Source organism: Yersinia sp. J1 (genome assembly GCF_050586585.1).
In the GTDB taxonomy this organism is placed as follows: domain Bacteria; phylum Pseudomonadota; class Gammaproteobacteria; order Enterobacterales; family Enterobacteriaceae; genus Yersinia; species Yersinia entomophaga.
Window position 1 is genome coordinate 273,325 of record NZ_JBOBDP010000001.1, and the last position, 13,788, is coordinate 287,112.

Here is a 13,788-nt window from a genome sequence, read left to right on the forward strand (position 1 = left end):
AAATTGAATCAGAGTACCGCGACGATGGCTTCACACAGTGGAGCCATGTTGTCTGGTGTCATGCCAGCTACGTTAACGCGACCTGAATTCACCGCATACACGCCAAACTCATTACGCAGACGCAGCACCTGTTCTTTGGTCAAACCACTGAACGAGAACATGCCGTTCTGGTTAATGATGAAACTGAAGTCCTGTTTTGCCCCTTTCTCTTGCAGGGTATTAACAAACAGTTGGCGCATCCGATGGATACGTTGACGCATATCGGTCAGCTCTTGTTCCCAGATAGCACGCAGCGCGTCATTACTCAGAATGGTAGCAACGACTGAGGCGCCGTGAGCCGGTGGGTTAGAGTAGTTAGCGCGGATAACCGCTTTGACCTGGCTGAAGGATTTCTCCGCGATATCGCTGTCTGCCGCAACGATGGTGCAGGCGCCGACGCGTTCGTTGTACAGGCCAAAGTTTTTAGAGTAAGAGCTGCAAACGATCAGTTCTTTATGGCTAGCGGCGAAAATACGCAGGCCCTGAGCGTCTTCTTCCAGACCACGAGCAAAACCCTGATAGGCGAAGTCGAACAGCGGCAGCCAGCCTTTAGCCACAGACAGTTCGGCAAGTTTAGCCCACTGTTCGTCGGTTGGATCGATACCGGTCGGGTTATGGCAGCAGCCGTGAAACAGCACTATGTCACCGGCTTGGGCTTCTGACAGGCTTTTCAGCAGGCCATCAAAGTCCAGCGCGTGGTTGGCTGCGTCATAATAATTATATTCAACCACTTCCAGACCGGCAGCGGAGAATACATTCTTATGGTTTGGCCAGCTTGGGTTACTGACCCAAACGCGTTTAGCTGAAGTTTGGTGAGCAATAAAGTCGGCTGCGATACGCAATGCGCCAGTGCCGCCCGGAGTCTGCGCAGTGCGCGCACGTTTTTCCGTTACGATTGGGCTTTGTTTACCGAACAGCAATGCCTGAGTGCAGCTGGCGAAGACCGGCAGGCCGTCTATACCCAGATAGTTTTTTGTTGTTTCGTTTTCCAGCAAATACTGTTCAGCTTTTTTCACGCTGGTCAGCACCGGCGTTTTACCGGTTTCATCTTTATAAACACCAATACCCAGATTGATTTTATTTGGGCGGTCATCGGCGCGGAAAATATCGGTCAGACCCAGAATAGGATCGGCAGGTGCAGCAGTGATTTTTTCAAACATGTCAGATGCTTCCATGGCTTAGAGTTAAGCGGACAGAATCATCAGGGTAGCGCCAGTTCAGGGCTTTGCCAACCGTTTGCGAGAAAAAGAGATCAATCTTGTGAGGCGGGGTGATTACGGGTGAAAAATCGTCAGAATTACTCAGGAAGTAGCAGATTATGCACAATGTAAGTCAGGGTTTAAAAGTAAAATACAGAAAGCAAAAGGCAGAGCCGAAGCCCTGCCTTTTTTACTTACACCAACCGAGTTGGCATTAAGTCGGACAACTTAGAACTGGTAAACCAAGCCAACACCCACTACGTCATCAGTGTTGATGCCGTTAGCAACGGTGAAGTCATTTTTGTCCAGCATGTTGATTTTGTAATCAACGTAGGTAGACATGTTTTTGTTGAAGTAGTAGTAAGTAGCAACAGAAGCATATTTCAACAGGTCTTGGTCATTACCGTAAACGCTGTTCAGATCCTTACCTTTAGACTGGACGTAGGCCAGGGAAGGACGCAGACCGAAATCGAACTGGTATTGCGCAACGATTTCGATGTTCTGAGTTTTGTTAGCGATAGTGTTGCTAGCTGAACCGTATGGCGTGGTGTTCAGCGTTTCAGCATACATTGCAGCCAGGTATACGTTGTTTGCGTCGTATTTAGCACCTACGTTCCATGACTGAGCTTTGTCGCCTTCAGCAGTGGTGAAGCGTTTCTGGGTATCAGTACGATTAGAAGAAGCATAAGCTGCACCGAAGCTTACGCCGTAACCGATATCATAGGTAGAAGAGATACCGAAGCCGTCACCGTTTTCAACTTTAACGTCGTTACGGCCTTCTTCGTTTTTGCCTTGGTATTGCAGAGCGAAGTTCAGACCATCAACCAGACCGAAGAAGTCATTGTTACGGTAAGTCGCCAGACCGGTAGAACGGGCATTCATGAAGTTGTCAGTCTTAGCGACAGAGTCGCCGCCGAATACTGGCAGCACATCGGTCGCTGAGCTCACGTCATAGAGTACGCCGTAGTTACGGCCGTAGTCGAATGAACCGTAGTCAGCAAATTTCAGACCAGCAAAGCCCAAACGGGTTTTGTTGCCTTTGTCGCCCTGAGATTCGGCGTGGTTAGCCTGAATGTTGTATTCCCACTGGCCGAAACCGGTCAGTTGGTCAGTAATTTGGGTTTCGCCTTTGAAGCCGAGACGAACGTAAGTTTCGTCGCCATCTTCGCCTGCGTTATCGGAGAACTGATGGCGGGCATCAACTTTACCGTACAGATCCAGTTTATTGCCGTCTTTATTGTAGATTTCTGCCGCATTTGCTGCACCAGCAGCCAACAGAGCAGGGATTACTACTGCAAGAATATTGCGCTTCATCATTATTATTACCCTCATTGGTGTTATTCGGACACCTGCCACTGCCGCCAATAATTTTTTTGGAACTATTGTTGAGAGTTTGGTGTCGTCTGTGTCTGAGACGCAGTGTTCCATTCACAGACCGGTTAATCCACACCGAAAATGCTACTAATTGACAAAAACTGTTTCATTAAAAGACAAAGTGTTACTAAATGTAAAATAAAGGGAACTTTGTGACTAATATCAAACTTTAAAAAATGACAAAAGCCAGCATAAGCTGGCTTTTTTTTAGACAACTAACAGAAATCAATTGGAAATGATTAATTTAGAAGCTGGCGTTTCTGGGGGTACGTGGGAACGGGATCACGTCACGGACGTTTTGTACGCCGGTCACATAGGCGATCAAACGCTCAAATCCAAGACCAAAACCAGAATGTGGCACGGTGCCGTAGCGACGAAGATCACGATACCACCAGTAATCTTCTTTATTCAGGCCCATTTCTTGCAAACGTTGGTCCAGAACATCCAGACGTTCTTCACGCTGTGAACCCCCGATGATTTCCCCAATACCCGGCGCTAATACGTCCATCGCGGCTACGGTTTTACCATCTTCGTTCATACGCATATAGAAAGCTTTGATGTCTTTCGGGTAGTTTTTAACCACTACCGGCGCTTTGAAGTGTTTCTCAGCCAGATAGCGTTCGTGCTCGGATGACAGATCGATACCCCACGACACTTCGTTTTCAAAGGTCTGGCCAGATGCGAGCAGGATTTCAATTGCGTCGGTGTAATCTACCTGCGCAAAGTCGGAGCTTACGAAACGTTGCAGACGATCGATCGCATCTTTATCTACACGTTGAGCAAAGAAGGCCAAATCGTCAGCTCGCTCGTCCAGAACGGCCTGGAAGACGTACTTAAGCATTTTTTCAGCCAGAGCTGCAACATCATCTAAAGAGGCGAAAGCGACTTCCGGCTCAATCATCCAGAATTCAGCCAGGTGGCGGCTGGTGTTGGAGTTTTCCGCGCGGAAAGTCGGGCCGAAGGTGTAAACCTTGGATAACGCACAGGCGTAGGTTTCACCGTTTAGCTGACCCGATACGGTCAGGAAGGCTTCTTTACCGAAGAAATCTTCGCTGAAATCGATTTTGCCTTCGTCAGTACGCGGCAGGTTTTCCAGATCCAAAGTCGATACGCGGAACATTTCGCCTGCGCCTTCGGTATCGGATGCGGTAATCAGCGGAGTAGAAACCCAGAAATAACCGTTTTCATGGAAGAAACGGTGAATCGCCTGCGCCAAAGTGTGGCGAACGCGCGCAACGGCACCAATCAGGTTGGTACGTGGGCGTAAGTGAGCGACTTCGCGCAGGTATTCGATGCTGTGGCGCTTGGCCGCCATCGGATAGGTATCCGGATCGTCCACCCAGCCGACAACCTTCACGCTGGTCGCCTGAATTTCGAAACTCTGGCCTTCACCCGGAGAGGCAACGACGGTGCCGGTCACTTCAACCGAGCAACCGGTGGTCAGATGCAGCACTTCGTCCTGATAATTCGGCAGAGTATTATTAACGACGGCCTGTAACGGATCAAAGCAGGAACCGTCATAAACGGCGACGAAGGAGATGCCAGCTTTAGAATCTCTCCGGGTACGCACCCAACCGCGTACGGTGACTTCACTGTCAACCGCAGCACGGCCTTGCAGTACGTCGACTACAGGCACTACGCTCATAGATTTCTCTCTTTATAAGTTTTGGTTCAGAAATAAATTAAAACCCAAAATATGGGGATGTTGCTATGTTACTTGCGGCAGTGCAGGACACAAGAGGAAATCATCGGATTAGTGCAAGATTTCTGCGGTTAAGATAAATAAATCGGCGGATGGCGAAGATCGTGGCTCTGTATCTGATGCTATATAAAGGAGGGAGAGTGAAATAGGCCGGATGAGGGAGACTCACCCGGCACCCTGCGGTTAGCTAGCCTTTTGTACTAAAGGCAAATCAAAGGCTTCACGCAGTTCATCAACGAAGGCTGGATCCTGGCAAATGGTTTTTCCAGGGCTGTCTGACAATTTGGCCACGGGCTTTCCATTGCATTCCACCAGCTTAATCACGATATTTAGCGGTTTGACACCCGGAATATCACAGGTCAGGCGGGTGCCAATACCAAAGACCAGATTGATCCGCTGATAGAAATGGCGATATAAATACAGCGCCTTCTCCAGATCAAGATTATCGGAAAACACCAGCGTTTTGCTCATTGGGTCAATTCCCAGCTTGATAAAGTGAGCAATGGCTTTTTCACCCCATTCTACCGGATCCCCGGAGTCATGGCGTAAACCCTGATAGCGAGAGGCAAAAGGCAGATCGAAATCGCGCAGGAAAGCATCCATGGTAATGCAATCGGTTAGAGCAATCCCCAGTTGATCCGGATATTCATCCAGCCAGGCTTGTAAGGCAACGCGCTGACTGCTCGCCAGCTCGGGGCTGATTTGCTGATGAGCCTGGAACCATTCGTGTGCTTGAGTGCCCACCGGCGTCAGAGATAATCGGCGAGCCAGATCGTAATTGCTGGTGCCAACCAAATAAGGAAACTCTGCTTGTAAGGTGCTGACAACCGCCTGCTGCACTTCACCGGAGAAACGGCGACGGGTGCCGAAATCCATCAATTTGAAACGGGAGATATCCACATCACCGCTTAATTGATTGAATTGTAACAGCTTGGCGCGGAGTTTCTCGATAGCCATCTGCGGGACGATCTGCGGCGAGCGGTGGCGATGCACCACTTCGCTGATAACCGCCAGCAATGGTACTTCCCACATAATAACTTCACACCACAGACCGGAAATTCGAATATCCAGTTTCCCCTCGCGGGCGGATACGGTGACCTGCTGCGGGTTGAACCGAAAATCTCGTAACCAATTCAGATAATCGGATTTGAAGAAGGGGAGGCCGGACAGATAGGCGAATTCGTCCTTGGTTAACGCCAGTTCACTCATAAGAGCGATCTGACGACGAATTTCATCCACATAGTCGCCCAGCAATTCGTCACCGCGGCAGCGGAATTCCGCAGCAACGGTAATATGGCGATAACGATGAAACACTGCTTGTTGCATATGAAGCTTGTAAGCATCCGTATCAAGCAATGAAGTCAAAATCGGAGAGGCGTCTTGAGTCATGGCGCGTTACAGCATCCTCGTAGGAGCATTTTCCAGATTCGGCATAATCAATAAAGTTGCAGGAGTATACCGGTATTATCCTGTGATTGAACCCTCATAACACCATAAATGGCGTAACAAGATCTAGAGTTAAACGTGCCATCAACTTTACTCGTCGGCCTTTTAGTCTATGGAAAATAAAATAAGCTAAATATTTTCGTGACTTAGATGCAGGGGTTATTTATTGGTCACCCGAAATGTAGGGTTATTATTTGTCATTTTTTATTCTTAACAGAAACAAAATACCTGGTTGATTTATCGTCAGAAACTGCGCTATTCAGATAAATTTTATTACAGTTATTTTTATAAGGAATTAATTGTGTGGGAAAACCACAATAAAAACGGCGTGGTTGTTCTGTTATTAGGCTAAATAAAACCGTTTGCGGTATAAAAACTGACCCGATCTTTGCCATTGCCTTTGCAATAATACAAGGCTTCATCCGCTTGCTTAATAGCCCTTTTCATTTCTGAGTAGTTGTTTAGCATGGCAATGCCGCAGCTGATACGGAACATAACCGTGGTGCCATCTTCTAATTTCAGCGTCAGTTGTTTCACTTTTAACCGTAGGTTATTCATGATTCGAATTGCGTCCTCCGGCGTACAGTTACTTAATACAATGGCGAACTCTTCTCCGCCGTAGCGTGAAAAGATATCGGTGGAGCGGAAATGGGATATCAGGAGCTTACTGAATTCAATCAGCACCTTATCACCTACATCATGGCCGTAGGTGTCATTAAGTGACTTGAAGTTATCGATATCGATCAAAGCGAAAGCCATCGGATAACTAGCGGCAGGCATGGCTTCACACAGGTTAAACAGTTTTCGACGATTATAAATATTGGTCAGCGGATCAATAAAGGACGCTTTTTCCAGCTCACCAATCAGGTTTTGTTTTTCAGATTCAAGAAGGACTTTATCTAACTGATAACGGCGCAGATCTTTAATTGCGTCGGTAATAGCAATAAGATCCTGACTCAGATAAACCCCCTGATTCTCAATATTCATATTTCCCTGAGAGAGCTTTTTGATATTCGTTGTAGTTTCAGATAACCATTTATTGATATTAACGCAAAATATCAGGCATGGGACGATAATAAATAGAGCTAATAACATTCCGATGGAAAGGGTACTCTCTACTCTTATGTTACTTTTTAGGATGTTACTTTTGAGTGATTTTATTTCTTTTTCAAATACTTGGCTATTAAATCTTTGGGAAATTGAGTCAATATAATTTACATACTCATAAATATCTCTGACATTGTACTTTTCGTTTTTGGTCATAGAGAGATATAAATCATTGGCGATTTTTTCGCTGTTTTGCAGCGATATCTTGCCTTGTAAATCGTTGACTACGTGACTCATCTGATTGAGTCTGTATGTTTTTTCGATAAAACCGAAACGAGGTTGCAGCGAGTAGAGCACGCCGGTAAGTTGGATCGCTTTAAGATAGGGCTCTGGTCGCTGAACTTTGGCTAAATTGATATCAACGATCTGATCGACTAAATCGGTAAGGGTCATAACCAAACGGCTATTTATTCTGATGGCTTCTAGGAAGATATATGATTCAGATTTTATCAGACGGTTGTCGATAGTATAAAGCGAGTATTTCTGTTTGACCTCAGAGATATAAAATGCATTATTCAGGTCATAGAGATAACTATTGACCAAAGGCATTCCTGAACTTGCACGCAAATCATTGGCTATTAATTTATCCATCAGTTGAACCGAAGAAATTACCAGGTATTTATAAGTGGCTCCCAGTTTTTCAACCATAATTGAATTGGCATTTTTTTTAAATATCGCTATTTTCTTAGTGGCAGTTATTACTGCCTGATTGATTTCTTCCTGGTTTATATCGGTTTTGATTAAACTGATTTTTTTTAAGCGATGCATGTGCAATACGGCCTGAAATGCCTCGGTAAATTCTTGTAATCGCTCAATTTTATACAGGTTTAATTTATTGTTTTCTGCGATGGCGCTATTGCGAGATATGTTGGTGTAAACGAATACAGAGAAAAATAGCATTAATGAAAGTGTGAAAAAATAAATAAGATATTTTACTCTCATAGCCGTATTGTTCCCGATCAGCCTTCGTTGTGCATTACACCACTTACTCCGTCATATCCATTCGAATCAGCTTGTTGGTGATGAGCTATTGCGTGAATGATACCACTCTGAGATTAAACTTAACGAGAGATATTTCTGATACTGTCAGTCGTATTTTTACACTCTATTTCTATTCTAGTTCATTTTGTCCACATACCTTGGAGCCGACACATATTCCGCAACAAAAAACACCAACGGCAACGAGTGTTATGCTGAGTAATAGCCAGACAATAAAATAAACAGAGTATTTGGTTTTCAATTACCTGACGGCTATCACCTTGACCAATTGGGGTCATCGTAGTTATCCCTGCGATACCTGTTGTTCATAGAAATCCTTCAGGTTCTCAACTGGGTTTTTTTTACAGCTGTGATACATTTAAATTCACTCTGAGTCTGGATGGAAAGTCTCTGTAGTACAGAGATTCCGCCATCTGAGTACAAAAACACCAGACCGGGTAATCATATTCACTGATGACGTCAAAAGGGTTTTTATGACACAACAGCCGCAAGCCAAATACCGTCACGATTATCGTGCGCCGGATTACACCATTACCGATATTGATTTAAATTTCGAGTTGGACGCGCAGAAAACGACGGTAACGGCAGTCAGTAAAGTAAAACGTCAGGGAACCGCAGGTGCCCCACTGATCTTGAATGGCGAAGACCTGACGTTATTAAGCGTCAGTGTAGATGGTCAGCCGTGGCCTCACTACCGTCTACAGGACAAAACTCTGGTTATCGAAGAATTACCGGAGCAGTTTACTTTAACCATCGTTAATGACATTCACCCGGCGACCAATACGGCTCTTGAAGGGCTTTATCTTTCCGGCGAAGCGCTGTGCACTCAATGTGAAGCCGAAGGTTTCCGCCATATTACTTATTATCTGGATCGTCCAGATGTATTAGCGCGTTTTACCACGACTATTGTGGCAGATAAAGCTCGCTATCCTTATCTGTTATCCAATGGCAATCGTCTGGAACAGGGCGAATTGGCTGATGGCCGTCATTGGGTTAAATGGGAAGATCCGTTCCCGAAACCAAGCTATTTGTTTGCTCTGGTGGCAGGTGATTTTGATGTATTAAGAGACACCTTTATTACCCGTTCAGGTCGGGAAGTGGCGTTAGAATTGTTCGTCGATCGCGGCAATTTGGATCGCGCCGATTGGGCTATGATTTCCCTGAAAAATTCCATGAAATGGGACGAAACTCGTTTCGGTCTGGAATACGATCTCGATATTTATATGATCGTTGCCGTTGATTTCTTCAATATGGGCGCGATGGAGAATAAAGGGCTAAATGTCTTCAACTCCAAATACGTTCTGGCTAAAGCAGAAACGGCTACTGATAAAGATTATCTTAATATCGAAGCGGTTATTGGCCACGAATATTTCCATAACTGGACCGGCAACCGCGTGACTTGTCGCGACTGGTTCCAGCTCAGCTTGAAAGAAGGGCTGACGGTTTTCCGCGATCAGGAATTCAGCTCCGATTTGGGTTCTCGTCCAGTAAACCGTATTGATAATGTTCGTGTGATGCGAGCCGCGCAGTTTGCGGAAGACGCCAGCCCAATGGCTCATGCTATTCGTCCGGATAAAGTTATCGAGATGAATAACTTCTATACTCTGACGGTGTATGAGAAAGGATCGGAAGTGATCCGCATGATGCATACATTATTAGGCGAAGCTCAGTTCCAGGCCGGAATGCAGCTGTATTTCGAGCGCCATGACGGCAGTGCTGCCACCTGTGATGATTTTGTGCAGGCGATGGAGGATGCGTCCAATGTCGATCTTTCGCTATTCCGTCGCTGGTATAGCCAATCCGGTACGCCGTTAGTAACGGTACGCGATGACTATGATGCGGAAAAACATCAATATCACCTGCATATTAGTCAGAAAACCTTGCCGACTGCCGATCAGGCCGAGAAGTTACCTCTACATATTCCGTTCGATATTGAGCTTTACGATAGCAAAGGCGAAGTCATTCCACTTCAGCGAAACGGTTTGCCGGTTCATCATGTGCTGAATGTGACCAAATCCGAAGAAACCTTTACCTTTGATCAAGTGCCTTGCAAGCCAACGCCTTCGCTGCTGCGGGAGTTCTCTGCGCCAGTGAAACTGGATTATCCGTATAGCGATCAACAGTTAACTTTCCTGATGCAGCGTGCGCGCAATGAGTTTTCTCGTTGGGATGCGGCGCAGACCTTGCTAGCGACCTATTTCAAGCTGAACGTAGCGAAATATCAGCAAAAACAACCGCTTTCCTTGCCTCTACATGTGGCAGATGCCTTCCGCGCGGTATTGTTGGATGAGCAGCTGGATCCGGCGTTAGCTGCGCAAATTCTGACTTTGCCTTCAGAGAACGAAATTGCCGAGTTGTTGACGACTATTGACCCAGAAGCGATCGGGGCGGTTCACGAAGCGATTACTCGTTGTCTGGCGCAAGAATTAGCCGACGAACTATTGGCAGTATATCTGGCTAATCAGACGCCGGAATATCGGGTTGAGCATGCAGATATTGCTAAACGTGCGTTGAAAAATACCTGTCTGGCTTATTTAGCGTTTGCTGACGCCGAGTTTGCTAACAAGCTGGTTTCTGCCCAATATCATCAGGCTGATAATATGACTGATTCGCTGGCAGCGCTGTCTGCGGCGGTTGCGGCGCAGTTGCCGTGCCGTGATGAGCTGTTGGAAGCCTTCGATGTACACTGGAATCACGATGGTTTGGTGATGGATAAATGGTTTGCCTTGCAGGCATCCAGCCCAGCCGATGACGTTCTGGAACGGGTTCGCGCGTTGCTGAAGCATCCGTCCTTTAGCCTGAGCAACCCGAACCGCACCCGCGCGCTGATCGGGGCGTTTGCTTCAGCTAATCCGGCGGCATTCCACGCTAAAGACGGCAGCGGTTATCAGTTCCTGGTTGAGATCTTAAGCGATCTGAACACTCGTAACCCTCAAGTCGCCTCACGTTTAATCGAGCCATTAATTCGATTAAAACGTTATGACGCCGAACGTCAGGCCAAGATGCGTCAGGCGTTGGAACAGCTCAAAGGACTGGAAAATCTGTCTGGCGATTTATTCGAAAAAATCACCAAGGCGCTGGCAGCGTAATGCGATAATCAGCGATTGACGGGAGTTAAACTCCCGTCAAAGCAAGGATGTTTATTTCTTGAACCTGATGATGAATTTTGCCGATTCTACAGTGATACTACCTACTTATTTCATACACCGTTTTTATTTACAGCGCTGAGTTGATCTTGTTTTTCTTGCCTGTGCTCGATTTAATTTAAAGATATAATATATTACTACTCATTTGAAATGCCGAAACGTGTTTAAGTTTCTGTTATTCTGATGCGGAATAGTGGCCATATTTTTAAATAATGGAATTGAATTAACCTTCATAATAGACTTAAATATGGCAAATAATATTTTCTTGACGATAAATGGAACTGCGCAGGGGTTAATATCTTCAGGTTGTTTGACGCAAGACTCCATAGAACATAAGCAACCAAATTGGTCATGAAAATGATATATTTGTTTACTAGTTTTCGCATAGCATAAAATGAATTATTTCATCTTAAGTTTGATTTCTAGCGCACATCGCCAAACGGCGCTCAAGAAAAGTAGGCTAGCATAGAGTGGAGGGATGCGATACTGACAGGCCTAAACGTTAATTATCCGAACAGCTTGAGTCATGGGCATCGCAGCCAGAAGAGCTTACATCCGTTCAATATTAAGATATTATTTGCGAATATCATGCGGCTGGCATATCAGGTCATGGCTTATGGTAAAATAAAAACCACTGATTTATAACGTATTTTCTCAATAGGAAAATGCATAAACGCCAATGCCGAGAAATGCCAGGTTTTCTCAAGGTCAGTGTACCCATTCTGTTAAGTCTTTAGCGTTTTTGACAAATATCATTGGCCTGTTTGGTCTCGATTTCCAATATGTCCCATACCCTTGAGTAGACAAAGTTGTGGTGAGGTGAAAATGAAAAATAGTCACGAGTGCAAGAAGAAATATCGTCATGTAGGCCAATAAAAGCATATGTTTTAAATTCTATGACGTTACTCTTTCCTGTCATTAATATATATGCAGATATTATCATAATACATATAAGTGAATCCGCAACCATATAGTTGGCAAGGCGATATAACGACGCGAAAACGGGGTGTGACAGATACGGGAATATTTCTTTATTTAAAACATAGAGAATCATCCATAAACCTAATAGAGCAATTCCTAACAGAACAATGAAAGAAAAAAAAGACTCACTTTATCTGTAATGGATTATTTTCTACTTATACTGTTTTTCATATTCTTTTATTCAGCAGTATTTCCGCTATAGGTAACAGCTTGGCGAATCTAATCTATCACTAGCTTCGCTAGCATGATTACCTCTAAATCGTCAGCTTAGGTGGCATTGAATCGACATTACCCTGAAGAGAGACATTGTTTTTAGGCATGAAAGGAACCCTTGGCGCGGTTGGTTTTACTCATTCCTGACCAATAAATACACCCGACATTAACAAGTGATGATCAAAATAAGCCTCCGGTAGCATTCTTTTCAGGGCTTTACTTAGCAAACGTTTACTTTGTGAAAGGATATATTTACCATTCGTGCGTTTATCCACTCGGTGGAGAGTTCGTCCCGCTTGCCGCTGGCGAACGTTGCCGATAGAAAACGTTATCGATAGAAGAATAGGCTGAAGAACTCGCGTTTTCATTCCATTTTCCTCAGTCACTTGCTTGTCACCGGGAGCATAGGAGATCACATGTTTTATCCGATCGTTAAAAAGGCACTGTTCCAGTTCAATCCAGAGCGCGCTCATGAACTCACTTTCCGTCAATTAAAACGTATTACGGGTACGCCGCTGGAGTTTTTAGTGCGTCAATCGGTGCCGACGAAGCCAGTGAGCTGTATGGGACTGTCATTTAAAAACCCAGTAGGTTTAGCGGCGGGTCTGGATAAAAACGGTGATTGCATTGATGCCTTGGGCGCAATGGGATTTGGCTTTATTGAAGTGGGGACGGTAACGCCGCTGCCGCAGCCGGGAAATGATAAACCGCGCTTATTCCGCATCCTTGAAGCTGAAGGCCTGATCAATAGGATGGGCTTTAATAACCTTGGTGTGGATAATCTGGTCGATAACGTTAAAAAATCACATTTTGGCGGAATTCTTGGGATTAATATCGGTAAGAATAAAGGTACGCCGGTAGAGAATGGTAAAGATGATTATCTGATCTGCATGGATAAAGTTTATCCGTACGCCGGTTATATTGCGATTAATATTTCGTCACCAAATACTCCAGGGCTACGTTCATTACAGTATGGGGAAGCGCTGGACGATCTGCTGGCGGCCGTTAAAAATAAGCAGGCGGAACTGCATCAGCGTCATCATAAATATGTGCCAGTCGCCGTTAAGATCGCTCCGGATCTTACTGAAGAAGAATTGATCCAGGTTGCGGATAGTCTGGTAAAACATAATATAGATGGCGTTATTGCTACTAATACCACTTTAGATCGTTCTTTGATCCAAGGTTTAAATTATTGTGAACAAAGTGGTGGATTAAGTGGCCGCCCATTGCAATCTCGCAGCACCGAAGTGATTCGCCGTTTGTCGCAGGAATTGCGGGGACGTTTGCCTATTATTGGCGTGGGCGGAATTGATTCTCTGATGGCAGCCAGAGAAAAAATGGCAGCAGGGGCTTCACTGGTCCAAATTTATTCCGGCTTTATCTTCCGTGGGCCGGGTTTGATTAAAGATATTGTTACTCATATCTAATTATTTCTCTTGATTTTCGTCTGGGGGTTTATTTATTCCCCCAGCTCGTCTATATTTTATCCGTTAGTTTAAATAAACATCGATAAATGTAAATGAATTGAGTTTGATTAGATAACCGGACAACTCAATTATTGAGCGGTAAATGTTGGCAGTGG

8 protein-coding genes are annotated in these 13,788 nt (G+C 45.2%); 2 read left to right on the forward strand and 6 right to left on the reverse strand.

The window, feature by feature from the left end; genetic code table 11:
* Nucleotides 1-8: 8 nt before the first annotated feature.
* The 5 genes from ACQ4OC_RS01195 to ACQ4OC_RS01215 form a co-directional block, all read right to left on the reverse strand.
* Nucleotides 9-1,199 carry an amino acid aminotransferase gene (locus ACQ4OC_RS01195; RefSeq protein WP_064512921.1) on the reverse strand — a complete coding sequence of 397 codons (1,191 nt, stop codon included), beginning with the start codon at nt 1,197-1,199 and terminating at the stop codon, nt 9-11.
* 267 nt (nt 1,200-1,466) lie between these two features.
* On the reverse strand, nt 1,467-2,552 hold the full coding sequence (ompF, locus tag ACQ4OC_RS01200; protein WP_430970976.1) for a porin OmpF: 1,086 nt from the start codon (nt 2,550-2,552) through the stop codon (nt 1,467-1,469).
* Between the two features lie 304 nt (nt 2,553-2,856).
* Nucleotides 2,857-4,257 carry an asparagine--tRNA ligase gene (gene asnS, locus ACQ4OC_RS01205; RefSeq protein WP_064512925.1) on the reverse strand — a complete coding sequence of 467 codons (1,401 nt, stop codon included), beginning with the start codon at nt 4,255-4,257 and terminating at the stop codon, nt 2,857-2,859.
* A gap of 240 nt (nt 4,258-4,497) precedes the next feature.
* Complete coding sequence (gene pncB, locus ACQ4OC_RS01210) at nt 4,498-5,703, reverse strand: nicotinate phosphoribosyltransferase (protein WP_064512927.1); 1,206 nt, start codon at nt 5,701-5,703, stop codon at nt 4,498-4,500.
* A gap of 405 nt (nt 5,704-6,108) precedes the next feature.
* Nucleotides 6,109-7,809: a GGDEF domain-containing protein gene (locus tag ACQ4OC_RS01215; protein ID WP_064512929.1), complete on the reverse strand. Its 1,701-nt coding sequence runs from the start codon at nt 7,807-7,809 to the stop codon at nt 6,109-6,111.
* 530 nt (nt 7,810-8,339) lie between these two features.
* Between ACQ4OC_RS01215 and pepN the strand changes: the two genes are divergently transcribed.
* Complete coding sequence (gene pepN / locus ACQ4OC_RS01220; RefSeq protein ID WP_064512931.1) at nt 8,340-10,955, forward strand: aminopeptidase N; 2,616 nt, start codon at nt 8,340-8,342, stop codon at nt 10,953-10,955.
* Nucleotides 10,956-12,343: 1,388 nt separating this feature from the next.
* Here pepN and ACQ4OC_RS01225 read toward each other — a convergent pair.
* Complete coding sequence (locus ACQ4OC_RS01225; protein ID WP_128821787.1) at nt 12,344-12,574, reverse strand: hypothetical protein; 231 nt, start codon at nt 12,572-12,574, stop codon at nt 12,344-12,346.
* A gap of 48 nt (nt 12,575-12,622) precedes the next feature.
* On the opposite strand from ACQ4OC_RS01225, the gene pyrD reads away from it, so the two are divergent.
* Nucleotides 12,623-13,633, forward strand: coding sequence for a quinone-dependent dihydroorotate dehydrogenase (gene pyrD / locus ACQ4OC_RS01230; RefSeq protein ID WP_430970863.1), 1,011 nt, complete (start codon nt 12,623-12,625; stop codon nt 13,631-13,633).
* Nucleotides 13,634-13,788: the final 155 nt, after the last annotated feature.